Source organism: Mesorhizobium sp. M0854, assembly GCF_040319815.1.
GTDB lineage: Bacteria > Pseudomonadota > Alphaproteobacteria > Rhizobiales > Rhizobiaceae > Mesorhizobium.
The window spans coordinates 164,702-189,286 of the sequence record NZ_JAMYOL010000004.1 but is presented as its reverse complement, the minus strand read 5'-3'; the positions used below and the strand labels follow the sequence as shown (position 1 = coordinate 189,286).

Genomic DNA, 24,585 nt, shown 5'->3' with positions numbered 1-24,585 from the left:
TTGCGACCTCGGCCCAGGCCTCCGGCCGTTCTATGAACTGGGCATCGACGTTAAATCTCAGGAACTGATTTCCTGAGATGACCAGGACAGACCTTTGGCGGTCACTCGGTGGTCAACTGCTTCGCGCACCGCTGCGGACATTCGAAACCATGATGTTGCTTGAGATGCAATGCGCTTCCGGGTCGGCGCTGCCATGCGGCAAATCAGGCCGGGAGCCGCCACATTCGCACACGACCTGTACCACGCAATTCCGTTTCCTGGAGTGGGTCGCAAGCAAAATTTGGTCCAAGCAGTTGATGAGTTGCATCCGAAATACGGATTTCATCGGGCTCCGCGGACGTTTGGATACGTGCGGCGAGATTAACGGTGTCGCCCCATAGGTCATAGGCAAACCGCCTTTTGCCTATGACGCCCGCCACGATTGGTCCTGAGTGAATTCCAATTCTGAGTCTTATCGGTTCTCCCGCGAAGCGTTCGCGCTTAACCGCCTTCCGCAGTTCAAGTGCATAGTGCGCAAGGGCTTCCGCATGATCGGATCGCGCGGTGGGCAGGCCAGCGACCACCATCACACAATCGCCGATTGTCTTGATCTTTTCGCAGCCGTATCGCTCCGAGAGCAGATCCGCCGCCTTGAAGAAGTAATTTAAAATAGCGAGCGTCGTCACGGCTCCGACGCTCCGCGCTCTTTCCGTAAAGCCGACGATGTCGGCAAAAAGCACACTCACCTCCGCATGGTTGTCTGCAATTTGTTCGTGCGCTTTTAGCCGCTCCGCGATCGACGCCGGAAGAATGTTGAGGAGTAGGGCTTCGGCGCGCTGGTATTCACGCGACAATCCCTCTTGGCTCGCCCTCAACGCCTCGTTTGTCGATTGTAGTTTCTCGTTGAGTTGACGCTCCCTCTCTTGCAGGAGCGTCATTTCATAAGCCTTCTGTTGAAGCCGCTGCCTATTGTCGCGTTCGGCAGTGGCGTCAAGAAAGAGCAGCCACACGCAGGCATTGTCAGCAAAAAGATGGAGGTCCGCGACACGCCCGCTGGGCAGTTCGACCATGGCCATATCATATGGAAGCTCCGGGCAGGGCAATAAACCTTCCATGAATTCAAGCTGCTCGGCAACAGGCTTACCTATGCGAACTGACGAGAGTCCGTAATGGTTAACGTTACCGCCCTTCGCAGCTATGCAAAGCTGGGCGTCGATTCTCAGATATGCGACCGAGCGCTCCTTGTAGAAGAAATCGTAAATCCAGCTTCTAACTTCTCTTGGCAAGACATCCATGGTTTATTTGCTGACCATCGAAGCAAGTTGACGAAACGCATCATCAACATGTTCGCCCGAAAGCGCACTTGTTAGATAGATTTGCCATCCAAGTTGCCTCAGTTCGTCAATTTCACTATCCGATATTGCCCACCGATCGGCCAGATCGGATTTGTTGAACAGCAATACAAACGGCATAGCGCCGAATTCAGCCTCGGCCCGCTCGCGCAACGTGAGCGCAACGGCAAGAGTAGCAGCGCGTGTTCCATCAACGACAAGCACGAGCCCACTCGCACCTCGCACATAGCTGACGCGGAATGAGCCGATATCGTCTTCGCCGGCCAAATCCCACAAAATCAGATCCACGGTTTTGTCCGGCAATGCGACACTCTTCTTGTCGATTTTCACTCCCACCGTGGTCAAGTAGGTTTCTGAAAAGATGCTTTGCACAAACCTGCGAACCAGACTCGTCTTTCCGACAGCGAACCCGCCCAACATGCAGATCTTCTTTTGCAATATCCTGGGCTCCGCCTAGTGGAAGTTTACCGTAACCGAAACTCTGCGGTTGGCGGAGTTCCCGGTTCGGCTATTTTCAATCTCCGCTGGCTCAAAGGTGCCCGCGCCGCGAACCAAGAGCAACTCCGGATCGACGCCGCGCTTCTTGAGAAGCGCACGAACTGTCTCCGCGCGCGCGGCGCTGATCGACAACTTGGCCGTTTCACGGCCCGTCTCGTCCGAATGGCCGGTCAACATGAACTGTGCTGTTACGCCTGCCTTGCGGGCGTCCTCGGCCAACTCCTTCAACTGATTCGCCAATTTGTCGAGAACCGGCAGTTGCTCTGGTCCCGGTACAGCCTTGCCAGAATCGAAGAAAATGTTGACCGCTTGAATAGCCTCCCTCAAATGAGTGAGTTGCGGAGGGGTCAACTCACGCAGCTCGGAGAGTTCTAGAGAGAGTCCGTCCGCGGACAGCTGTTGGGCGGCGACCCGCGCCCGATCTATCCAGGCGGCAGGAGCTTCACCCTGGGCAACGATGCGATCCTTGATGATCGAAAGCCGTACTGAATCCGGCGGAGTCAGCGACGCCATCAGCCGCTTCACCACGAACTTCGGATCAAGGCTTTGATAGAATTGCCACTGTGAATGAACGCGAGCAGGATCAACCCCTGTTCCGGACAGCAGAGCCTTCGGGTCGGCGGCCTGCGGGTCTCTCAGGCCGGAAATATAGAAATGTCCCCCCCTCGCCGTTTGTTGGGCGACGATGATTCCCGCTTGGGCCTCCAGTCGCGACACATAAGTCTGCCAGTGCTCCGCCGCGCGTGCCTCGGGGCTCACATCACGAACCTTGGAGATGTCGAATTCCGGTCCGCCTGCCGAGAGCTGTCGGGCCGCTGCGCGTGCGCGGTCTATCCAGATGTCGGGAGCCTCACCCTCGGCAACGATGCGATCCTTGACGATCGAAAGCCGTACTGAATCCGGCGGGGTCAGCGATACCATCAGCCGCTTCAGGACGAACTTCGGATCAAGGCTCTGATAGAATTGCCACTGCGAATGAACGCGGGCGGGATCTACCTCCGTTCCGGACAGCAGAGCCTGCGGGTCGGCGGCAAGCGGGTCTCTCAGGCCGGCAATATAGAATTGGCCATCACGCACCTTTTGTTGGGCGACGATGATTCCCGCTTGGGCCTCCAGTCGCGACACATAGGCCTGCCAGTGCTCCGCCGCGCGTGTTTCGGGGCTCACATCACGAACCCTGGAGATATCGAATTCCGGTCCGCCTGCCGAAAGTTGTCGGGCCGCTGCGCGCGCCCGATCCATCCAGGTGTCGGGAGCCTCACCCTCGGCAACGATGCGACCATTGACGATCGAAAGTCGTACTGAATCCGGCGGAACCAGCGACGCCGTTAGCCGCTTCAATACGAACTCCGGATCAAGACTCTGATAGAATTGCCACTGTGAATGAACGCGGGCGGGATCGACCTGCGTTCCGGCCAACAGCGACTGCGGGTCGGCGGCAAGCGGGTCTCTCAGACCGGCAATATAGAATTGGCCATCACGCACCTTTTGCTCGGCAACGATGATGCCCGGCTGGGTCCCCAGTCGCGACACATAGGTCTGCCAGCGCTGCCCGGATTGCCAGGAAAGAAAGAACCAACCGCCTGCCGGAATCAAAACCAGCAGGACTGCAGCCACGACCAGCCACGGAAATCCCTGGTTTGATTCCTCCTGCTTCAGTTCAACGCAGGTCTGCAACTGCGTCTCTACGCCGGCCAACTGCGAACTGTCGCCGTCAAACTGCTCTAGAGCCTGTGAGCATTCATCATGGATGCGAAGCAATACATCGCGAATTATTTCATGTAATTCCTCCGGCGGATTTCCCCGGATCACCGCAACCAACGTCGCAAACGGTCCAACTTCCGACCAGAGACGAAGCTCTCCGAAACGAATGGTATCCAGGCCGCTCTGTTCTTTCTCGTTAAATGAGTCTTTTACAAAATCTTGAATTGCACTAAGCATAGAAGAAATGAGTTGAGGATCTTCGCTAGTTGCATTATCGGCAGTTACATGCGCTATCAAAAGCCCGGAATTGCGATTGATTAGAAAGACGTGTTCTACACGATAAACAAGAGAATGCTTAAGAACAACTTCTGAGAAGCTTGCTCCTGTTCTCCAAGCTTCAAGTCTCCACTTGAGCCCATGCCAGGTAAATATATGTCTTAAAGTTTCATTCAACGATTGAAAGGTCTGGTCGATCTTTTCGCCGATCGACTTGCGAATAGCCGGCAGAAACACCGGGTACAATATATCCGTCAGCGTACGCGGGCTCTTCTGGATGGACCGTTGCACGGCCCTCTCGACAGCTGGCGCAAGGGCCTCTCCGAGTTGCGCATGAGGCGCACTTGCGGCTGCACTGGGGAGAACGCTCCCCACTGCAGCCGCAAGCTGCTCGGGTTCGTCGAGCAGGTGCGTAACTCGTGAAAGCTCCGAAATTTCGCGGCCGACCAACAACTGGCGCAGCGTTTCCATGCGAGGGTCGGCGGTTGGGATTCCGTCGAGACGCGCACGATAGTCCGGATCAACGTTCCGGGCAATTTCGATCAAAAGGCGAGCCAGCGCCTCGCGATCAATCTCTGTATCGTTCGAAGCTGCTCTTTGAGGGAGGCTGATTGGGTCGACAGTCGACGTCAAGTTCCGATCAACTCACTTTCCAGGTACGCTCCGAGTTGTTCTTGCTGCCGACGGGATCCTGATTTAGACATTTTGCAACCTCAACAAACAGGCCAGCCAAAAGATTTCGGTCGGTCTTGACATTGCCAAGATCGGAAAACATTTTCTCCATCAGCATCTGAATGCTTTCATTCTTTTGCTTGATTTCCTCACGCAGCAAATGATCGTTTCGATTTATCCGGTCCGCAACTTCCCGCTCAAGCTCGCTCAACTGATCCGACAACGCGCGCACCTGCTTTTCGAGCGCCTGGTTTTGCTCGCGAAGATTCCGATCAATCTCCTTATCGGCGTCGGCTCGCGCGTCTTTTTCGTTCCGCAATTGCGCCGCAAGCGAGTCAACCTGCTTCTTTGCATTTGACTCGTACATTTCAAGATTGCGCTTGGCCTCGGATTCGACATCCTTGAAGCGCTGCAAGACCCGTTCTTCAAGCTTGGAAAAGCGGCGGTCATAGTCCTGCATCTGGTTGCCGAACAGCAGATCACGTATCTTGTCGACACCTACAGCGTCGCCGGGGGCTCCGCTCTCGCGAGCCTGGCCCGCCATGAAGGTCAGCCCGCTTCCGTCTGCATTACTTATCAGATTTGCGTCCGCTTTATTTGCCGAAGAAGCGGTACTCGAAGATTCCTTGGCCATCCCATGCCCCTTCTTTTGAACATTGCCACAGCGCTAATTTAGCAACTGGTAAACTTGCCAGTAAAATTGTCGACCCGCAAGCCGGAATCTTCGCGGCTTAAGTCGGTTCGAACGTCCCCATTCGGGTAGATTTCGACATGCGGCTCGATCCGGATCAGCTCGCGCTCGCGTCTTCGCCCGCGATCATCTTTATGCAGATGAACTGCGAGAGCGGAGATGCCCTGGCGCATCGACCCCAGCTCCAAGCCGTCGGGCATGCGCGCTGCCATTCAGCCTGTGTTCAAGTCTTTTTTGCCCGCCTCCAATTCGCCCTTATCTTGACAGGGCAGTGCTGCCAGCCGATGCCGTCATCCGGTTTTGACATTTGCCAACTCTTGCCGAAGAAAACGAAAGCTCGATGATCCAGGATGCTACCGCAGGGCGGTGTGGTACCGATGCTCAATGCCGAGCAAACCGTCGGCACAATGCGTGCCGGCATCCGCCGGCAGACCTGCCAGATACTGGATATAGTGGTGATGGACGATGGGTCGACGGACTGATCGGCGTCGATTGTGACGGCCTACGCCGAGAAAGATCAACACATCTTGTTCTACCTCGAACCAGGCGCGGGTAAGACGGCGTGGCGCATGATCCCTTGGTTTCAATCGTGGTTCCTGCGCACAACGCGGAGGTAACGCTGGCGCGCTCACTCGATTGCCTTCTTGATCAGGAAATAATGGATTGGGAGGCGATCATCGTCGACGACGCCTCCACGGACCGCACCCCTGCGATCATCGCCGGTTATGTAGAGCACGATGCCCGATTTCGGATGTTGAGCTCTTGCGCGCATAGCCCCGCCGGCGCGCGCAATAGCGGGATTTCGAAGGCGCGCGGCCACTGGCTCATGTTTCTGGATGCGGACGATTGGGTGGATGCCAGCTTCCTTGCCAAAATGCTGGCCGCACTGAAATCCGCTCCCGATGCAGTGGCTGCCTATTGCGGTTCCCGACGCGTGATGCCCGATGGCGAACTCACGGCGTCGAGCATCGCAACGGAGGTTGCGATTCAACCCTTCGAAACGTTCGCCCGCCGGTGTGCCGTCCGCACTCACGCGCTGCTGGTCGATCGGGAGATAATTGTCGAGTTGGGCGGTTTCGACGTGTCGCTGCGCACCTGCGAGGACTGGGATCTGTGGCAGCGCCTCGCACGTCTAGGCAAAAATTGGGTGATGGTCGACGAGCCGCTCGCTTTCTATCGGGCCAGCCCCAACGCGCTCAGCCGCAATTCGGCGCAGATGCTGGCAGATGGCGAAGTCGTGATCGCTCGCGGCTTTTCCGCCGATCCCAGGGTCAAACACCCGGCATCGGCTCACGCCAATGGAGCGACCGACGCGAACGGCCACACCGCTTCAGAAGCACTCGCGTGGTTCGCGTTGTGGAACGCCGCATCGGATTGCGGCTGCGGCTCGCGCTCGATCAACCCGCAGTCCCTGCGCGCGCTCCCAGCAGGACGTAAGTGGGCGCGTGAGATCGCCAAGGTGGCCGTCGATGGCCTTATGGTAGGAAGCCTGTCGGTGCCAGCGCAATTGGCTGCCAGGTGGGACAGGTTCGGCGCTTCCCTCACCGAGTTGATCCTCGAACTCGGCAAGGTCTGGAATAATCCGGACGCGGCTCGCCGCGTGCAGTATCACTTTGAGCAAATGCTGCTCGATGTCGACGATCTTGCCGCGCCGCGCAGGCTGGCGCGGACACTTGGAATTCGTGTCGACGTGCGAAATCCGGCCTCGATCGAAGTACCGAAAGGAATCGATCAAATCTATGCCCATCTGATGATGGATGGCCAGATCGAGGCTCTCGTGCAGTTCGGCGTACTCGGGAGAGTGACGAGGCGTCATTGGATTGAATTGATCCTGAATTTCCTGCCCTCTGAGCGGCCTATGCACAGTGCCGCGCGACTTGCGAGGCGATCGCCTGTAGATGCACCGCAAAAGGGCGCCGGTGCCGACAAGTCAAACATGTCTGCAGCCGAGGCATTGTTGTCCATGGCGGGACGCCGGTCTGATCAGGACAGCCATTTCGGCAAACTTGCGGGATTGGCCGCGGAAGCGCAGGCGCTGGTTCGGTCGAGCGCCGAAACTAAAGAGCCTTTTGCAGCGCCGCGCCGTGCACGGGCCGCGGATGGGCGCGACAATGACCGCACATCTTTCTGGAATCGCCATTTTGCGATCGAGGATCCCTGGAACTACGGTTCGCCCTATGAGCAGGAAAAATATGAGCGGCAGCTCGAAATTCTGCCTGCCGGTCCCATCGGACGGGCGCTTGAGCTGGCCTGCGCGGAGGGCCACTTCACGCGGCAGCTGGCGCCGCGCGTGGGCCATTTGACCGCAACTGACATCTCCGCCGTAGCCGTCGGGCGGGCGGGCGCGCGATGCAGTGATCAGCCGAACGTTGAGTTCGGCGTACTGGATTTTTCTGCGGACACGCTGCCGGGCGAGATGGATCTGATCGTCTGTTCGGAAGTGCTCTACTACCTGGACGATCTCACCGAGTTGCGGCGCATCGCCAAAAAACTTGTTGAGGCGTTGGCGCCTGGTGGCAGTTTCATCAGCGCACACGCATTCGTGCTACGAGACAATGTTGAAAGGACGGGCTTCGACTGGAACACATTCGGTGCACAAGCGATCTCAGAGACGCTGGCAGCGACCCACGGCCTCGTTCTCGAGCAATCGATCCAGACCGAGCTCTACCGCATAGACCGCTTCCGCCGCCTGTCACCAGGCGACGTGGCGACGGAACCGACGATAGATCATGTGCCAATCCGCGCCCCCATCGAAATCGGAGTCGCACGAAATATCGTCTGGGGCGGGGCGCGGGCCTTGCGCCGCGACGTCGCACATAGCGAGCGGCGGCAGCGTATCCCTGTCCTCATGTATCACAGTGTCTCCGATGAAGGTCCGGCCGCGCTCGCCCGTTTTCGGCTCGCGCCCGCCGCATTCGCCAGCCAAATGACATGGCTGCGCGCCAATGGCTTTCACGCGATCAGCTCCGAGCAGCTGGAATGGTTCATCGCCAACCGTCAGCCTTTCGTTGGCCGCCCAGTGCTCATCACCTTCGATGACGGCTTCCAGAACTTTGCCGACCATGCCTGGCCGGCCTTGCGCGCGAACGACCTGACCGCGGAAGTGTTCCTGGTGACGGACTTGGTGGGTGAAAGTGCACAGTGGGACGCCTACAGCGGCCCGCCGACGCAGCTTATGGACGCCGGGACGGTGCGACGCCTCGCCGGCGAAGGTGCGTTCTTCGGAAGCCATCTGGCGACGCATCGCGCGATCGATGGTCTGTCGAGCTCTGACTTGGCCGCCGAGCTCCTGCGCTCTCGTATGTTCATCGAACGGTGGACCGGTCGGCCAACCGCGGCGTTCGCGGCACCCTTCTCTGTCACCGACCGACGGCTTGGCAGGCTGGCCAAGGAGTGCGGCTATCGAATCGGCTTCGGCGGCAGACACGGACCGGCGGACCTCGATTGCGATCCCATCGACCTTCCGCGCATCGAGATTCGTGGGGATCGTTCGCTCGATGACTTTGTTGCCGTTGTCGAGGCCGTGCTCGCATGAACCGTGAACTTGTCAGTGTCTAGATTCGTAACAAATTGGTTCCGCTTTTTATTCCGTGTCCCGCCCGCTTACCTCGTTCGCAAGTCTATTGGGCGACTTGCGATACGGCTGACATCAGCTCCTGCGGGCTTGGCGCCCCAAACATGTATCGCCCACCCTCTGGAACCTCCGTGAAGCTCCAGCGGACGATCCCCTGCCGGTCCAGCAGGAACTGACCGACCAATTGTCCGTGTCCCGTTGCTAGCATCTGCTCGTCGGCTTCGGTCAGCTCGTAATGGTCCCTCTTGTTGAGCATTTCACTGGCCGCAAGAGGATCCATAGGACCGGGCAACTCGCCTGGTATGTCGACCCGCATATCCTTTGCCGCTGCCATCGAGACCTTGTACGGCCAGTTCGTCTCGTTTTGGGTGAATTCGAGATTGGGCAGTCCAAAAGCACGATGTGAAGCGCGTTCAGGATCGGAGGCCGCAAGCAGATTCGGCATCGGATGGTAGCGGAAATAGAGACGCGCCCGTTCGATCGGCGTGTTGACCACCGTCAGGCTCTCCACGCCCCTTTCGCGCAGCTCCGGATCAAGCCGCGCCTGGGCGGCGATATGGCGCCGGCAAAACGCGCAATGCAGACCTCGAAACAGGCCGACCAGCACCGGTTTTTGGCCGCGAAAATCGTCAAGCGCGATCTTGCCTTCCTGGGTAATGGCGTCGAGTACCACGTTTGGCGCACGGTCGCCCGGTTGAAGCGGCACCAAGTCACTACGCGCGGACATTTCCAACCTCCAACCCCGGCTAGTCGAGAAAAGGCAGCACCACAAGCGCTTCCGGGTCGAGCCCGTGCTGGGCGCATATACCCTGCGCCAGGGAAAAGTAGCGTTCGGCCTCGGCCAGATTGTCGAGATCGAGATTAAGCGTTGCGAGACCATCATAACACGGAAACAGCAGTTGGGGTTCGCCCGTTTCGCGAGCTACGTCCAGTGCTTCGTGGAACAACCCAACCGCCAGGTCCGGGCGGCCGTTGCACTGGTGGATTTGCCCAAGCACGATCAAAGGCACCGGCAGGTGCTCGCGCTGGTCGAGCGCACGGTCGATCTCAATGGCCTTCTCGGCAGCGGGTACGCCCTCCGTTGGACAGCGATCCGTGAAAGTACAACAAGCGACCGCCAGATTGGCGAGGAGGCGCGCCTGGAAACCCAAATCACCAATACGGCGCGCCACTTCAAGACCGCGCCGACAGACCTCCATTGCCTTTGCGGGATCGATGGTCGTGTAAAGCACGCCGAGATTGGTGTAGCCGCGGCAGGCCGCGCCCAGCAGACCGGCGGCTTCGGCCAATTCAATGCTACGCTCAACCTGACGCACGGCCTCACGGTTTCGCCCAAGGCGAGCCAGCGCGACAGCCTTGGTATTGAGTGCCTCGGCGGTCACAAGAGTGGCATCACACCTTACCTCGGAGACATGCTCCCTTGTCAGTGTGCCTACGCAATCCAGCGCCGCGTCTGCCCATTTTGCCGCGAGAGCGTGATCTCCGCTACGGAACGCCTGTCGGCCACGTTCTTGCCACAGATGCGCCTGCTCGATCGGGGCATCCGCTCCATCGAGGAGCGCTGCCGCCTCGGCATAGCGGGGTTCTGCCTTGTCCCGCTTGCCGACATCCCAGAGTAGCCGACCGATCTTACGCAAAACTCGCGCCGAGGCGACGCGATTGGCTGACTCGCGGTATGCCTGCAACACCGTCTCGTAGTGGTGGTGCGCGATCTCACGGCGGCCTGCCGGGCCGCTCAAATCGGCAATGCGCTCTGCAATTGCCAGTTTGAGCGGTGTTTGCCCGATCGCGCCCAACGCAGTCAGTGCTCGCTCGTAGAAACGAAGGGCGTCGTCGTTGGCATATATCATGCGAGCGCGATCGCCTGCCGCCTGCAGGTAATGCGCGCCCTTCTCCCGCTCGGCGCTCTGTGCAAAATGATGACCCAGCACGGTCAAATCCTCGAGCCGTTCCGGCTCGTCGCCGCACAGTTGCTCCAAGGCAGCACCGATCCGCCCGTGGATTTCGGTCCGGCGTTGCAGGAGCAGATTCTGGTAGATCACGTCCTGCAGCAATGTTTGCGTAAAGCGGTAGCTTTGAGACGAGACCGAGCCTGATCCGGCAACTTCCTCGATGATTTCCGCATCGCAAAGCAGTTCGCAGCCGGCTTCGAGCCGGCCGGGGTCGGCTGTCACGGTTTTCAGAAGTGTGGCATCGAAGCGCGGGCCGATTACCGCGGCCTCCTGGGCCAACCGGCGCACCTCTTGGGGCAGCCGGTCGACGCGGGCAAGCAACATTGCCTGGATAGTGGCGGGGATGCCGGTTGCGACTTCGCCTGCCACAGTCCGCCATCGCTGGCCCTCTCGCACCAGTACACCGCGATCGATAAGGCCGCGAACGATTTCCTCTACAAAAAGGGGGTTGCCGCCCGCGCGCTCGAGGATCTGGTCGAGAAGCCCTCCCGCGGAGCTTACCCAGCTCTCGCCGAAAAGCGCTGCCAGCAGGCTGCGTCCGTCATCATTGTTGAGTGGCGGAAGCCTGAGCGCTGTGTGACTGACCCGACTTGAGTCGAGCTGGTCGTTGTCCGGCGCCGGACGATGCGTGACCAGCAACATCAACCGCGTGCGTTCCAACCTGTCCATCACGAAACGTAGTGCCTCGAGCGACACGGCGTCGGCCCAGTGCAGGTCTTCGACGACAATCAATAGCGGCGACAACGCAAGCCGCCGTTCGATGATTGTGCGGACTGCGTAGAGAATTTGCCGCCGCAGCTGCTCGGGCTCGACATGCTGCAAGGTGGCATCGGGGTCGCCAAGGCCAAGCACATGGTAGAGCAAAGGCATCAGCCGCTTCGCCTCCTCGCCCTGCAGGCCGAGATCGGCAAGCAAGCCTGCGAGCTTCCCCCGCATTTCGTCCCCATTGTCGTTTTGCATCATCCCGGCAGCGCTGCGCACCACTGCGCCCAAGGCGCCAAAAGATTGTTCACCCAGCGGTGAGCACGTGGCCTGCCGCACGGCGACGTTGCGAAAACGCTCGTCGTCGCCGACGCGGGCGACGAACTCACTCACCAGCCGCGATTTCCCGATGCCGGCTTCTCCGACGAGGCGGACAAGTTGGGCCGAGCCGCCGCACGCCTGGTCAAGGCTCGCCATCATTCTATTGAGCTCCGCACCACGACCTATTAGCGGCGCACTGAGGCCGAGCGCCTCGAGCCCGCGCGCTGCACGCGGCACCGCTAGCGGTGCGTCCAGTCGATGAACGAGCACGCTGCCAGCCTTGCCGCGAAACACGACATCACCCAGCGACTCATAAGAGAAGGCATGCCGGGTCAGCCTGTGAGTGAGCTCGCCTACCAGCACCTCACCCGGTGCGGCCAGCGATTGCAGGCGTTGCGCCGTATTCACTGTGTCGCCGGTCACGGAATAGGATCTGGCGGTGCCGATGCCCAATCCGCCAGTAACGACCGGACCAGTGTTTATGCCGATGTGGAGTAACAGAGGCGAGCCGGAGTGGGGGGTGCTTTCGCCGAGCCGCGCCGTCCGGGCGATCATGTCGAGAGCGGCACGAAGCGCGCGTTCCGGATCGTCCTCATGCGCGACCGGCGCACCGAACAAAGCGAGCAGCGCATCGCCGATGAATTTGTCGACGAACCCACCAAAGTTTCGCACGGCCGCCGTCAATTCCTTGAACAGTTTGTTCTGCAGCGCTTGCATGACCTCGGGGTCGAGCTGCTCGCTGAGTGTCGTAAAGCCGCAAAGGTCGGCGAACAGGACCGTTACCGTCCGGCGATCGGCGTCAGAGACGGGATGCAGCCCTTCTTCGCTTTCGATGTTCGGAAGCAGCGACGGAGTTCGAGAAGGCGACACAATGGTCCGGCTTGGTGCCGGAGCAGGCCGTTCGACGGCTTTTGCGGGCGCACCGACGCTTGCCCCGCATTTCGGACAGAACTCGAAATCAGGTGCGCAGGTGTAGCCGCAACTGGCGCATGGCACGGGCTGGCGCCTGCCACACCTCGGACAGAAGGCGTAACCGCCCTCAATCTCGAAACCGCAGCCCGAGCAGTCCATCGAACAAGACCTCACTAGTGGCCGTGACGGCGTGATCTCGCTCGCACTTCACGGCCAGGCTATTCACAAGGATGCACCGATAGCCGTCGGCGGGCAAGCGGCAGCGGGCGATCCGTGTGGGTCCGGTGGCAGACCGCTACCCATGACCTCTGATGCAACGGCTGGCTCGCAAACGCTGTCACCGACGTCTCGCGCGCGTTTCTGGCCGCCAGCTACGGTCATCTGGGCCGCTTCGCCGAGGCCCGCGCGCCATGGCAGGAGGTGCTTCGCGTCAATCGCCACTATTCGCTGGATACCGCTTGGTCTGCCACAAGAACCGGTCGATTTCGAACACGTGGTGGATGGGCTCCGCAAGGGCGGTGTGGTGCAATGACAGGTGAGGCCTGTGCGGCGGGGTCAGACGCCAGAGGCTCCCCGATGGATCGCCGTCGCTTGCGGTTGCGAATTAGGCTCAGGTCGGCTTGATCTCTGCCTGGCCGATCTTGCGCCATCTGGCGTTTTCGCGAACCAGTTTCAGGTCGTCGGTCGTCTCGGCAAATGTCCGCAATCGGTATTGCCGGAGCAGGTCCGGGAAGAGCGCTCCTTCCGGCAGGACGGCAAGCTGCTCGCGGACTGATATCTTTTCATCGATGACCCGCATGCCCCAGGCATTTTCCCGAACCTGCAGTTCCGCGGCCAGATCGCGCTCTTCCGGCACGTTTTCGTCCAGCACGGCCAGGAGGATCGAGTGGAAAAGCGCTACATAGCCAATCTGTCTCAGGCCGCCCACGACCCGCACGCGCGGCAATATGGCAAGGACGAGGAACGTCAGGAACAAGTTCGGCAGCAGCACGCCGTCCAGCAGCGCCTGCCTGAGATACGGCCGCTCGAACGGGATGGAAAGACCTTGCGGCCTGTCGGGCTCGATCAGGTGCCCGTTCTCGAGAACGAGCTTGCGCACGCGCTCCTCGCGGATGCCCCAGAAATAGTCCGTGGCATTGGGCAGGAATCTGCCAAATGGGCTCGATGCGGCCTCTTGCCAGGCATGTTCGAGACGCTGGCGTCTTGCGGGTTCAATCAGCAGCCTGGAAAGAAGGCTGCCGTCATATTCTAGATGCCGCGCCATGGCAGCCGCGGCGACCCGATCATCGACGAAAACCGGCAGGGCCATGCTGGCACGATCCCAATTGGCGACCAGATCCTCATTCAGTTCAGTCAGCGCATCGGCGGCGGTTTCAAACACCTTGTCCCGGCTGGCAAGCAGTGTGCCCAGCCAGCGGCTGCCATCCGTTTCATCGCCCACCGCTTCGAGCACGCGCTTGTTGAGGGAGACGGGACCGGCCACGCAGGCGCTTTTGCGGCACAGTTTGTGGCGTCCCATGCCAAACAGGTTGACCTTGTCGTCGCCGACATCGAGCCATCCCGGCCCCTCCCGGCCAACTGTCTCCATGGTCATCGTCGTTCCCATGAAGCCGACGAAGGCCGACAGCCCGTTTTCGACCGCGCCGAGCCAGGCAAGCAGAAGAGCATCGAAGGTGATCCGGTCCATCAGAAGCAGGCAGTGCAGGCCGGACTGAATCACCGGTCTGTGCTCGAACTCGTCGAGGGCTTTGCCGATCTTCTCAGGCTGCATGATCCTACCGAGGCGCTGATGCAGGACTTCGCGCAGGATCGAGCGGGCAGCGATCGCCGGGCCCGATGCAGGCTTTGCCACCGGCCGCCAAAGATGGCGGGCGTAGTCGGAAACCGGTGCATTCCAGTTCTGCTCGATGTCGCGCACGACCTCCGGGCAGAGCAGCGACAGCACAGCCAGAATTTCCCGCGGAGGGGTAGGGGTTGGATCAAAGACGGCGGTCATTGGTCCCGTCTAGCCGCTTGCGGTGTAAACGCCAAGCGAGACCAGACTTGCTGGATGCGGCCGGCCCACATAGATCGTCAATTCGATCAAGGTGGTGTGAGACGAAATGACCGTATCCTACGCAATTCTCCTTGAGCAATCCCCTGTTCGCTGCCTCGGCACGAATTGTCAGATTGGCCAAACAGCTAAGGCAAACAGCGGATCTTAGAACCGCAGCCGGGCCATGCTCAGGAGGTCGTGGTACTGCCCGTCGGTAAAGCCGGCCTTCACATGCCGGCCTTCGATCTCAAAGCCGTGGCTCTTATAGAGACGGAGGGCCGCTTCGTTGTCGGCATAGACGGTCAATTCGACTCGCTTCAGGGCGCGCCAGTTGTCGGCCACGTCAAGCAGCGCGCCAAGTATGGCAGAGCCGATACCTTTGCCGACAAAGGCATCGTCAAGGCCGATATTGATCTCGCCGATGTGCGAACGGCGCGGTGAACCTTGCACGACCAGGCTGCCATGGCCGACGACCTTGCCGTCCAGCTCGGCAACGATCCAGGTGGTTTCCGGGCCGGACTTGGCAATGCGCCGCGCCACCTGCTCCACCATCTCGAAAGGCATCCTGAGCGTGCCCCAGCGGAAGCCCGGCATGTTGAAGATAGCGCAAAGCGCCTCCGCATCGCTTGACCGGACGGACCGCAGCAGCGGCTGGATTTTCTCGGCGGGTGGCGAGGTCGTGCTGGTCATGGCGTTCCCGGCGAAGGCAATCGGCCCGGTACGATGCACCGGACGCCACCTGAAAATCCAGCCGTCTCTGACCTATGATACCGATTGCGGGCTAAAAATACCGGGAGGCAGCGTAGAGTTTGAACACGCCGCTGATGCCTATCCAGCCGAAAAGGGCGAGCCAGCACAATGTCCCGGTCGCCGTCCAGTCGATCCGGTGCACCGCAGCGTCGGTGATGACGACGCCGAGGATGGCAAGCAGGCCAACCAGAAACTGCGCCAACCCGAGCACCAGCAGTTCCTCGCGCGGCGCGCTTCTCCAGACGAGATATATACCGCCCGCACCGGCGAGGAAGATGGCGCTGTAGACCTGAGCGTGGAAGGCATCGATCGGCCATGGCCAGATGCCACTGAATGTCAGGGGAAACAGCAACAGGCCGACGCCATAGAGCCCAAGGATCGCGGATTCCGCCGGCATGTAGCCGCGCCATGCGAGATTTAAGGTCACGCCTTTTGCGGAAGGACGGGCCCTGGCCCGCCACAGGAACAGCCCGGATAGCGCGGCCGAAGCAAGATAGACCAAAAACCACAGCCAAGGCGCTTTGCGCTCGAAGTTGAAATAGCCGAGATTGATGAACGAAGCCACCGACACGATGACGGTGAAGATGAAGGCCATGACGAGCACGAGCCTGCCGGGCGACCAGCGATTCCAGACCAGCAGTGCCGCCATCACGACCATTTCGGCGGTGTAGAAGCCACCGAGGAAGCGCGCATTGAACGGCGTGACGGCCCAAGGCCAGCCCGGTTTCACCAGCGCAGGCATGAAAAACAGGCCGGCGCCTACGATCAGGACGACGATGACCCCCGCAGAAAAAAGGCGCAGGACCGCGGGAAATGGCGGATTGTCTGATGTCGGCATGGGAGAAAATCCCAAAGATGAATGCTCCATGGACCATCATAGTGCTGCTTGCGGCCGGTTAAAATCCGCCGAATGGAAATTGAACGGTCACCAGGCTTATCCATTCGAATGGCCGTACGGTCCGTTTCGAAGTAAGATGGAACACTCGGACCAAAGATCGGTCCGTCAAAACGCCTCGAGGTGCATTTTCCGGAGCCTGCACGATGAACGAAGCTCAGGATCTATTCTCACTTCTGCGACGATCGGCCGATGTCGATCCGCAGGCGATCGACGCGATCAAGCGAACCATCGCGGAGGGCGAGGACCGCGAACTTTGCCGCATCAATGCGCCAGCCTTCGCCAGCAAGCATGGCCTCGACGAGGAGCGTGCAATAGGCGCCTTTCTCCATGCGGCGCGGGTGGGCATCTTCGACATTTCCTGGAATGTTCTGTGCCCCGGCTGCGGCGGTGTGCTCGACACCAACGCCACGCTGAAAACCCTGCAAAAGGACGAATACACCTGCGCGCTGTGCTCCGAGGGCTATTCACCGACTCTCGACGAGATGGTCGAGGTGACATTCACCGTCAGTCCCCGCGTGCGCAGGATTGCCGCACACAATCCACACGAACTGCCGGTGGCGGAATATTTCCGCCAGATCTACTGGGCGTCCGGCGTCGATCTGCCGGAAGAGGATTTCGTGAAAAAGCTGGAAGCGTTCTCGCTGGAGGATATCGAGCTTGCGCCCGGTGAAAAGGCGGTTCTGACCATACAGCTTCCGTCTGAATTCATCATCGTCTTCGAGCCGGTCACCCATTCAGCGCAGTTCATCGACGGGAAGGGCGAACCAACAAAGGAGCGCCGGAGCCTCTCTTTGGCCTTCGACCGCGACCATGTCCAGAACCAGACGCTGGAGATGCAACCCGGCCCGTTGCGCATTTCGCTGGAAAACCGGACCGACACCCGCGTGCTGCCGACAGTCTTCATCGCCGGCCAGACATTGCATGATTTCCTGGGAAAACGCCGGCCCTTCCTGACCGCCAAGCGCCTGCTCACCAACCAGACGTTCCGCGATCTCTATCGCACGGATACACTCGACATCAACCAGCGCCTGAAGATCACCAGCCTGACGTTCCTGTTCACCGACCTGCGCGGATCGACCGAGCTTTACGAGCGGGTGGGCGACCTTTCAGCCTTCGATCTCGTGCGCGAGCATTTCCAGGTTCTGCACGAGATCGTCACGGCGGAGGCAGGCGCGGTGGTGAAGACGATCGGTGATGCGGTGATGGCGACCTTCGCGACGCCTGATCGTGCGATTGCTGCAGCCCTCAGGATGCGCGATGCCATGCGTACGCTCAACGACAAGAGCGGCCGCGAGGATCTGCTGCTCAAGATCGGAGTCCATGCCGGCCCCTGCATCGCCGTGTCGATGAATGAGCGACAGGACTATTTCGGCCAGACGGTCAACATTGCTTCGCGGGTGCAGAACCTTGCCAACGCACAGGCGATCTTCGCCACTCGAGCGGTGGTCGACGACAATCTCACCGCCGATCTCTTACATAGGAACGCGCTGACGCCCGTGCCCCACGAGGTCTCGCTGCGCGGCATTGACCGGGAGATAGCAGTATACACGATCCCCTGAAGGCTTGGCCCCTGAAGAGTTGGCTCGTCCCGGCCCCTCACACGCGCCTACAGATAAAATAACGATCGGCGGCAATCGAAGGTGGCGGCGAGAGGCGTTGCAACTGCGGGTGATCGAGCGGCGTGCCGCTGACCGCGATGCCGCCGACGCGAAGCAGGCGCGCGGTCAGATCGGGAAGCCAGGTAGAGGTCACTGCATCGCGATCGTCATAGCCGGTGCCGATGTCGGCATGAACAAGAGCGGCGTCGATGCCAATGAACCTGCTCGCCGTCTCGCGTATTTCGCCGAGCACGAGGTTTTCAGCTTCGGGAATTGAGCTGGCGTGTGCGGCAAGTGCGCGATCGAACGCTACGATCCGGCGTCCGGGCAGGCGCTCGCGCAGATGGTGGAACGTCCGGCCATTGCCGAGGCCGAGCTCGAGCACGGGCCCCTCCATCTTCGCAACCTCGGCGCAGACATGATCGAGTATGTCGCGCTGTGCGGTCATCCTCCGGATGAAACTGTCAAGGCGACTCATGTGCGATTGTATGTCCAGAACCAGTTCACGAAATCAACTGCCCCCGACCAGAGCGTTTCGCGGCTGAAACCCAGGCCGACGAGCTAAACCCCGATCGAGTCTTGCCGCGTGTAGAGGCGAACGATGAACACTGCAACAAGCGAACAGGCTGCCGACAAGGATCATACCGGGTGGAATCGGCGGCGCAGCGCGCGGCGGAACAGCGATGTCATTTGTAGGGGTCCGCGGCGTCCCGCAACCCGTCGCCGAGGAAGTTGAACGCCAAGATGACGAGAACGACGGGGAGCATCGGCAAAAGCAGCCATGGATAGAACGCGATCACGCTGACGCTGCGCGCCTCGGTGAGCAGGATGCCCCAGCTGGTTATCGGTGCCCTCAGGCCGAGCCCGAGGAAGCTCAGCGCCGTCTCGCCCAGGATCATGCCGGGTATGGAGATCGTCGCCGTCGCGATCAGATGCGACATGAAGCCAGGAATGAGATGCCGCCCGATGATGCGGCTGCTTCTGGCGCCCATCAATTGCGCGGCCAGAACGTAATCCTCCTCGCGCAAGGCTAGAAGCTTCGAACGCACGGCCCGCGCCAGTCCGGTCCAGTCGAGCAGCCCGAGGATGACGGTGATGCCGAAATAGATCAGGATCGGACTCCAGGTTATCGGCATGATCGCCGCCAGAGCCAGCCATAGCGGAATGCTGGGGATCGATTGCAGAACTTCGATTATCCGTTGGACGATCAGGTCGAAGATACCGCCGTGATAGCCGGCCAGTCCGCCGATGACAATGCCGAGCAGGAAGCTGAAACTGATGCCGACGAGGCCGATTGTCAGTGAAATGCGGGCGCCATAGATGATGCGCGAGAGCACATCGCGCCCCAGCCTGTCAGTGCCGGCCAGAAAGAGCTGGCCGTTTTCGGCGGGGCAGACAAAATGCCTGTCACCTTCGATCAGGCCCCAGAACCGGTACTTATCGCCCTTGCAGAAGAAACGGATCCGCTGAACATCATCCTGTTTCTCGACGTAGTTCCGCTTGAGCGTGTCCATATCCAGCGTCATCTGGCGGCCATAGACGAACGGCCCGACGAACTCGCCGTTGTGGAACAGGTGCACCCGCTGCGGCGGCGAATAGATGTAGTCCATGTTGCGCGTGTGCAGATCGTAGGGCGCCAGGAACTCGCAGATCAGTATCCCGAAATAAAGCGCTGCCAGGAATATGCCGGATACAAGGGCAAGCCGGTGCCGACGGAATTTCCACCACATCAGCCGCAACTGCGACGCCTGAAAGACCTTCTCCTGCTCCGGCGTCATCGCCTCGACCGACTGCAGGTCAAAGGGCTCGATGGAAACGTAGTGTTGCAGTGGGGCACCCGGAGCGGGCAGCGGCGATTGCGTGTTCATTTGGTGCTGCCGCCTTGCAAACGAATTCGCGGATCAAGTAGCGCCAGCGCCAGGTCGGAAATCAGGACGCCGATGACCGTCAGGAAGGCGAGGAACATCAGGAACGACCCTGCGAGATACATGTCCTGGCTTTGCAGCGCCTTGATCAGCATCGGCCCGGTCGTTTCCAAAGACAGCACGATCGCCGTGATTTCGGCACCGGAGATGATGGCCGGCAGGATAGAGCCGATATCCGAAATGAAGAAATTGAGCGCCATGCGCAGCGGATATTTGACCAGCGCCCTGAAGGGATGAAGGCCTTTGGCGTGCGCGGTCACGACATATTGCTTATGTAGCTCATCGAGCAGATTGGCGCGCAGCCGCCGGATCATGCTTGCCGTGCCCCCGGTGCCGATGATCAAGACCGGAATCCAGAGATGGGCGAGGATCGATTTCGCCTTGGCCCAGCTCATCGGCTCGCCGAGATATTGCTGGTCCATGAGATGGCCGATAGACGTTCCGAACCAGATGTTGGCGAAATACATCAGGATCAGCGCCAGCATGAAGTTCGGAATCGCAAGGCCGAGAAGGCCGAAGAAAGTCAGGCCGTAGTCGCCCCAGCTGTATTGATGCGTGGCGGAGTACATGCCGATCGGAAAGGCGATGAGCCAGGTAAAGATGATCGTGACGAAGGAAACCAGCACCGTCAGCCACATTCGGTCCCCGACGACGTCGCGAACCGGCAGCTCATATTCGAAGGAATAGCCGAAATCGCCGTGCAGCATCCCGCCGACCCAGTAGAAGTAGCGAATGACCGGTGGCTTGTCGAAACCATATTCCTTGCGCATCATCTCGATGCGATCGGAATCCACCGCTTCGCCCTGAGCCCGAAGCTCGGCAACATAGCTGTCGAAATAGTCGCCTGGGGGAAGTTCGATGATCGTGAACACCAGTGCCGATATGACCAGCAGCGTTGGAACCATGACGGCGATACGCCAGACAAAATATCGAAGCACGCTCAGGACTCTCCAAGCCAGAATGTATCCGGCATATAGACACCGAAATAGGCGGTCGGGTCGTAGCCGTAGAGCGCCTTGTCAGGCAGATTGCGCAGCCGCGAGGATGCCAGAATCGGCTGATGCGTTCCGTTTACCGTGCCGATCGAAAACACCTGATCGGTATAGATCGACAGCATTGAATTCCAGATCTCGGCGCGCTCCGTGGCTTCGGTCGATGCGTTCCAGCGCTTGAGTAAAGCCATCAACTCGACCACGGGCGGAAGATCGGGCGCTTCGCCGACCTTGCCACGGGACAAGTAGTGAGCACCCCAGAGCGGCCATTGCAGCTGGTCATCGACGGTGGGGGCGAGTTGGTAGGGGTTCATGTCGGCGGTCGGCACGCCATTGTCGATGCCCGACCACATCGACATCATGATCTGGCCACCAAGCGCGCGGCTGCGGAAGATGTCGCGCTGCGAAGTCCGGATGAACAGGGCGATGCCGATCTTGCGCCAGTGATCGGTGATGAGCTCGAGCGCGTCGGTTTCCAGCGTGCTTTCGCCGGCCGTTTCCACTACGAGCTGCGCCGGGCGTCCGTCGGGGAGTATCCGCAGGCCGTCATCGTCACGCGCCTGAAGCCCGACCTCGTCGAGCAGGGCATTGGCCTGGTCGGGATCATGGGCGACCCAGGCTTTCGCGAATTCCGGCCGGTAGAGCGGGCTCTCCGGCAGGACCGTATCGGCACTTTCCTGCGCCAATCCGTAGAACACAGCCAAATTGATCTCGCGCCTGTCCACAGCGAGCGAAAGTGCGCGGCGCACGCGCACGTCACGAAAAAGGCCACGCCACACCTGGTCGGCACAATTCAGATTGGGCAGCAGCGCCAGCCGCGAACCTTGTGTGCGTTTCCAGAGATGCATCTTCACCGGGTAGCGCTTCTCCGCATCCTTCAGGAAGGAGTAATCGGTGAAGTCAATTCCCATGCCTTGCAGGTCGCTCTCGCCCGCACCGGTCTTGGCGGAAATGATCGCCGACGAGCTGACATTCATGACAATCCGGTCGACATAAGGCAGTTGCCGGCCATTCTCGTCTATTCGATGAAAGAACGGGTTCCGCTCGAAGACGAACTGCTCAGCCGGCGGCTTGGTCCGGTTCTGCCAGGGATCGAGCGTCGGCAGTTCCGGGTTCTCCGGGCGATACTGCCGCGACATGCGGATATGCAAGAGCGTCCATTTCTGGGCCCGGTTCTCCTTCATTAGGCCGGCGAGCCGGAATGGATCTTGGTATTTCTTGTGGAACTGCTTGAGATAGGCGGCCGGCAGAACAAGCGATAGGGGCGAAGCAGCGGCGAGCTTGGGCAGGAAGTCGGGATTGGGCGCATCCCAACTATAGCGGACCGTCAACGGATCGACGATCTCGAAGCGTGGCGGCTTGCCGTCCGCCAGCAGGGCCGGGGCGAGCCCGCCTTGCGAAAGCTCATCGTTAAGCCAGACATCTTCCCAGCAATAGCGAAAATCCTCCGACGTCAGCAGGCTACCGTCAGACCATTTATGTCCTTCTCGTATCTTGAAAGTGAAGACACGATCATCCGCTACATCGAAACTTTCGAGAATGTCGGCTTGCAGGTTAAGCTTTTCGTCATAGCCGACCAGGCGAGCGTACCCGTAGATTGTCATCATCCGGATGTCTTTCTGGCTGCCGATGATCGTGCGCAGCGTGCCGCCATATTGGCCGGGCTGCCGGCCCATCGCGGCGAGATTCAACGCGCGAGGGCGCTTGGGCAGGCGTTCGGCGAGTGCCGGCAGCGCTCTGGCCTTCAGCTGCGGCTCAAGAAATTCCGGCTCCAGATCGCCGGCGCGCAACGCGCCCGGCAGAAATGCCGAAGCCATGAGTCCAAGGACGGTGCGCCGGCTGATCAATGGCGTAGCTCGCTGACATCGGCCGAACGTCGGGCCAGCACCAGGTGGCCGCCGCCAAGATCGAGCGGCGACAGCATATCCTCGTCGCCCTCGTCGCGGAATTGCGGTCCCCATGCGCTGGTGTCGGAAGCGCCGCTGAGCTTCAGCGTCTTGAAATCCATCGGCCTGTCGAGATCGGGGAAAGGAACTGCGGCGACCAGTGAGCGCGTGTAGGGGTGGATAGGTTTCCTAAGCAGAATTTCGCGCGGCGCGAGCTCGACGATACGCCCGCCGCACATCACCGCGATGCGGTCTGCCATGTAGTCCACCACCGCCAGGTTGTGGGAAATGAACAGGTAGGTCAGGCCCAGTTCCTTCTGCAGGTCCTTAAGAAGGTTCAGGATCTGCGCCTGGACAGAGACGTCGAGTGCCGAAACCGGCTCGTCGCAGATCAGGAGTTCAGGTCCCAGCGCCAACGCGCGCGCGATGCCGATACGCTGACGCTGCCCGCCGGAGAAACTATGCGGAAAACGCTTTATGAAGCGCGGGTCGAGCCCGATTGCCTGCATCAGGCTCTTGACCGTGGCGAGTCGGGACGCGGCATTGCCACGTCGATGGATTTCCAGCGGCTCGCTCAAAATGTTCTCCACCGTCATGCGGGGTGAAAGCGACGAAACCGGATCCTGGAATACCATCTGGATTTTCGCGCGCAGCATGCGCAGGGCGTCTCCCTCGGCTTCCAAGACGTCGATCGGACCATCGCGGCCATTGAAGATCACAGAGCCGCCGGTAGGGGTGACAGCCCGCATGAGGATCTTGCTGACGGTGGTTTTGCCGGAGCCGCTTTCGCCGACAAGACCCAGGCACTCACCCCGCCTGATATCAAAGCTCACGCCGTCCACGGCGCGAACAGAGGTTTGATGATCTCCGCCGAACCATCCGGACTTGCGGATCGTGAAGGTCTTTGTCAGATCGCTGACCGATAGCAGGAGGTCGTTCGGCCCCTTCGATGCCGGCGCCGTCTGCTTGCCGAGCAGGTTCCCGACATTCACCGGCACCTCGCGGAGCGCCTTTAGCCTTTCGCCGGGCTTCAGGTCGAAATGCGGAACGGCTGCCATCAGGCCCTTCAGGTAAGGGTGGCCCGGCCGGCGGAATATCGCCTCCACGGGTCCCGCTTCCATGATTTCGCCATGGTACATGACCACCACCTCGTCGGCGACATTGGCGACTACGCCAAGGTCGTGCGTGATCAGCAGCATCGCCATGTTCAGCTTCGTCTGAAGCTCGCGCAGCAATTGCAGGATTTGCGCCTGGATGGTCACGTCCAACGCCGTCGTCGGCTCGTCGGCGATCAACAGGGCGGGCCGGCAGATAAGCGCCATGGCGATCATGGCGCGTTGACGCAATCCTCCCGAAAGTTCAAAGGGATACATGTCATAGGCGCGCTTGGGGTTGGGAAAGCCGACAAGGCCGAGCATTTCCTCGGTCCGCGCCTTGCGCTCCACCCGGGCCATGGGCGTATGAATCTGCAGGGATTCGCTGACCTGGTTGCCGATCGTATGCAGCGGCGACAGCGATGTCATCGGCTCCTGAAATATCTTGCCGATGCGGCTGCCTCTCAACGCCCGGATTTCGGTTCCGTCACGCGGCATCTGCAGGATATCCTGCGTCGTACCGGGCTTTTTTGGATCGGAAAACAGGATACGGCCGCGAACATGGGCTGTGTTCGGCAAAATGCCCATCACTGCCTGGCTGAGAACCGATTTTCCGGAACCGGACTCGCCCACAAGCGCGGTAACCTTGCCGGGCAGGACGCGAAGATTTGCACGCCTGACAGCATGCAACGGTCCCCCTATAATGGCAAAAGAGATGCCAACATCCTCGATCCGCAGCAGATCAACGCCCAAATTCATTCTCACACCAGCCCC

Annotated in this window: 18 protein-coding genes and 1 pseudogene; 4 read left to right on the top strand and 15 right to left on the bottom strand. The window is 60.1% G+C overall.

Annotated features, from left to right (window positions below):
* Positions 1–203: 203 nt before the first annotated feature.
* The 5 genes from NKH99_RS09360 to NKH99_RS09340 form a co-directional block, all read right to left on the bottom strand.
* Positions 204–1,274: an adenylate/guanylate cyclase domain-containing protein gene (locus tag NKH99_RS09360; RefSeq protein WP_353013737.1), complete on the bottom strand. Its 1,071-nt coding sequence runs from the start codon at positions 1,272–1,274 to the stop codon at positions 204–206.
* Positions 1,275–1,277: 3 nt separating this feature from the next.
* Entirely contained in the window at positions 1,278–1,751 is a 474-nt protein-coding gene (locus NKH99_RS09355; protein WP_353013933.1) for a Rab family GTPase, read from the bottom strand.
* 33 nt (positions 1,752–1,784) lie between these two features.
* Positions 1,785–4,280, bottom strand: coding sequence for an OmpA family protein (locus tag NKH99_RS09350; RefSeq protein WP_353013736.1), 2,496 nt, complete (start codon positions 4,278–4,280; stop codon positions 1,785–1,787).
* Between the two features lie 169 nt (positions 4,281–4,449).
* Entirely contained in the window at positions 4,450–5,115 is a 666-nt protein-coding gene (locus NKH99_RS09345) for a DUF3450 domain-containing protein (RefSeq protein WP_352470876.1), read from the bottom strand.
* Positions 5,116–5,153: 38 nt separating this feature from the next.
* On the bottom strand, positions 5,154–5,384 hold the full coding sequence (locus NKH99_RS09340) for a hypothetical protein (RefSeq protein ID WP_353013734.1): 231 nt from the start codon (positions 5,382–5,384) through the stop codon (positions 5,154–5,156).
* A 138-nt stretch (positions 5,385–5,522) separates the two neighbouring features.
* Between NKH99_RS09340 and NKH99_RS09335 the strand changes: the two genes are divergently transcribed.
* Positions 5,523–5,654: a glycosyltransferase gene (locus tag NKH99_RS09335; RefSeq protein WP_352470878.1), complete on the top strand. Its 132-nt coding sequence runs from the start codon at positions 5,523–5,525 to the stop codon at positions 5,652–5,654.
* Positions 5,655–5,734: 80 nt separating this feature from the next.
* Positions 5,735–8,707 carry a trifunctional glycosyltransferase/class I SAM-dependent methyltransferase/polysaccharide deacetylase gene (locus tag NKH99_RS09330; protein ID WP_352770068.1) on the top strand — a complete coding sequence of 991 codons (2,973 nt, stop codon included), beginning with the start codon at positions 5,735–5,737 and terminating at the stop codon, positions 8,705–8,707.
* An 85-nt stretch (positions 8,708–8,792) separates the two neighbouring features.
* Here the strand turns inward: NKH99_RS09330 and NKH99_RS09325 are convergent, their stop codons facing one another.
* Positions 8,793–9,473 (bottom strand): peroxiredoxin-like family protein, encoded by a 681-nt coding sequence (locus NKH99_RS09325; protein ID WP_352470916.1) that lies wholly within the window; start codon positions 9,471–9,473, stop codon positions 8,793–8,795.
* Positions 9,474–9,492: 19 nt separating this feature from the next.
* Positions 9,493–12,792 carry an adenylate/guanylate cyclase domain-containing protein gene (locus NKH99_RS09320; RefSeq protein WP_353013732.1) on the bottom strand — a complete coding sequence of 1,100 codons (3,300 nt, stop codon included), beginning with the start codon at positions 12,790–12,792 and terminating at the stop codon, positions 9,493–9,495.
* A gap of 171 nt (positions 12,793–12,963) precedes the next feature.
* Here NKH99_RS09320 and NKH99_RS09315 point away from each other — a divergent pair.
* A pseudogene (locus NKH99_RS09315) lies at positions 12,964–13,165 on the top strand (adenylate/guanylate cyclase domain-containing protein); the annotation flags it as partial.
* Between the two features lie 78 nt (positions 13,166–13,243).
* Here NKH99_RS09315 and NKH99_RS09310 read toward each other — a convergent pair.
* From NKH99_RS09310 to NKH99_RS09300, 3 genes are all read right to left on the bottom strand, one after another.
* Positions 13,244–14,629 carry a hypothetical protein gene (locus tag NKH99_RS09310; RefSeq protein ID WP_352817976.1) on the bottom strand — a complete coding sequence of 462 codons (1,386 nt, stop codon included), beginning with the start codon at positions 14,627–14,629 and terminating at the stop codon, positions 13,244–13,246.
* Positions 14,630–14,833: 204 nt separating this feature from the next.
* On the bottom strand, positions 14,834–15,358 hold the full coding sequence (locus NKH99_RS09305) for a GNAT family N-acetyltransferase (protein WP_352470882.1): 525 nt from the start codon (positions 15,356–15,358) through the stop codon (positions 14,834–14,836).
* A gap of 91 nt (positions 15,359–15,449) precedes the next feature.
* A complete protein-coding gene (locus tag NKH99_RS09300) occupies positions 15,450–16,256 on the bottom strand; it encodes a hypothetical protein (RefSeq protein WP_352614637.1) in 807 nt (268 codons plus the stop codon).
* 203 nt (positions 16,257–16,459) lie between these two features.
* On the opposite strand from NKH99_RS09300, the gene NKH99_RS09295 reads away from it, so the two are divergent.
* Entirely contained in the window at positions 16,460–17,875 is a 1,416-nt protein-coding gene (locus NKH99_RS09295; protein ID WP_352684416.1) for an adenylate/guanylate cyclase domain-containing protein, read from the top strand.
* Between the two features lie 37 nt (positions 17,876–17,912).
* Here the strand turns inward: NKH99_RS09295 and NKH99_RS09290 are convergent, their stop codons facing one another.
* From NKH99_RS09290 to NKH99_RS09270, 5 genes are all read right to left on the bottom strand, one after another.
* A complete protein-coding gene (locus tag NKH99_RS09290) occupies positions 17,913–18,392 on the bottom strand; it encodes a class I SAM-dependent methyltransferase (protein WP_353013729.1) in 480 nt (159 codons plus the stop codon).
* 208 nt (positions 18,393–18,600) lie between these two features.
* Positions 18,601–19,782 carry an ABC transporter permease gene (locus tag NKH99_RS09285; RefSeq protein ID WP_353013727.1) on the bottom strand — a complete coding sequence of 394 codons (1,182 nt, stop codon included), beginning with the start codon at positions 19,780–19,782 and terminating at the stop codon, positions 18,601–18,603.
* Complete coding sequence (locus NKH99_RS09280; protein ID WP_023675966.1) at positions 19,779–20,777, bottom strand: ABC transporter permease; 999 nt, start codon at positions 20,775–20,777, stop codon at positions 19,779–19,781. Before NKH99_RS09280 ends, NKH99_RS09285 begins: the two co-directional genes overlap by 4 nt.
* 2 nt (positions 20,778–20,779) lie before the next feature.
* Positions 20,780–22,678, bottom strand: a complete 1,899-nt coding sequence (locus NKH99_RS09275) for an ABC transporter substrate-binding protein (protein ID WP_352684413.1) — start codon at positions 22,676–22,678, stop codon at positions 20,780–20,782.
* On the bottom strand, positions 22,675–24,570 hold the full coding sequence (locus tag NKH99_RS09270) for an ABC transporter ATP-binding protein (protein WP_353013724.1): 1,896 nt from the start codon (positions 24,568–24,570) through the stop codon (positions 22,675–22,677). The genes NKH99_RS09275 and NKH99_RS09270 overlap by 4 nt, the downstream gene beginning before the upstream one ends.
* Positions 24,571–24,585 lie beyond the last annotated feature (15 nt).

Coding starts and splice junctions, on each gene's coding strand:
- NKH99_RS09285 (WP_353013727.1), bottom strand. CDS start 19,782: ATGAACACGCAATCGCCGCTGCCCGCTCCGGGTGCCCCACTGCAACAC.
- NKH99_RS09325 (WP_352470916.1), bottom strand. CDS start 9,473: ATGTCCGCGCGTAGTGACTTGGTGCCGCTTCAACCGGGCGACCGTGCG.
- NKH99_RS09320 (WP_353013732.1), bottom strand. CDS start 12,792: ATGGACTGCTCGGGCTGCGGTTTCGAGATTGAGGGCGGTTACGCCTTC.
- NKH99_RS09355 (WP_353013933.1), bottom strand. CDS start 1,751: ATGTTGGGCGGGTTCGCTGTCGGAAAGACGAGTCTGGTTCGCAGGTTT.
- NKH99_RS09340 (WP_353013734.1), bottom strand. CDS start 5,384: ATGGCAGCGCGCATGCCCGACGGCTTGGAGCTGGGGTCGATGCGCCAG.
- NKH99_RS09310 (WP_352817976.1), bottom strand. CDS start 14,629: ATGACCGCCGTCTTTGATCCAACCCCTACCCCTCCGCGGGAAATTCTG.
- NKH99_RS09360 (WP_353013737.1), bottom strand. CDS start 1,274: ATGGATGTCTTGCCAAGAGAAGTTAGAAGCTGGATTTACGATTTCTTC.
- NKH99_RS09345 (WP_352470876.1), bottom strand. CDS start 5,115: ATGGCCAAGGAATCTTCGAGTACCGCTTCTTCGGCAAATAAAGCGGAC.
- NKH99_RS09295 (WP_352684416.1), top strand. CDS start 16,460: ATGAACGAAGCTCAGGATCTATTCTCACTTCTGCGACGATCGGCCGAT.
- NKH99_RS09270 (WP_353013724.1), bottom strand. CDS start 24,570: ATGAATTTGGGCGTTGATCTGCTGCGGATCGAGGATGTTGGCATCTCT.
- NKH99_RS09350 (WP_353013736.1), bottom strand. CDS start 4,280: ATGGAAACGCTGCGCCAGTTGTTGGTCGGCCGCGAAATTTCGGAGCTT.
- NKH99_RS09300 (WP_352614637.1), bottom strand. CDS start 16,256: ATGCCGACATCAGACAATCCGCCATTTCCCGCGGTCCTGCGCCTTTTT.
- NKH99_RS09305 (WP_352470882.1), bottom strand. CDS start 15,358: ATGACCAGCACGACCTCGCCACCCGCCGAGAAAATCCAGCCGCTGCTG.
- NKH99_RS09290 (WP_353013729.1), bottom strand. CDS start 18,392: ATGAGTCGCCTTGACAGTTTCATCCGGAGGATGACCGCACAGCGCGAC.
- NKH99_RS09335 (WP_352470878.1), top strand. CDS start 5,523: ATGCTACCGCAGGGCGGTGTGGTACCGATGCTCAATGCCGAGCAAACC.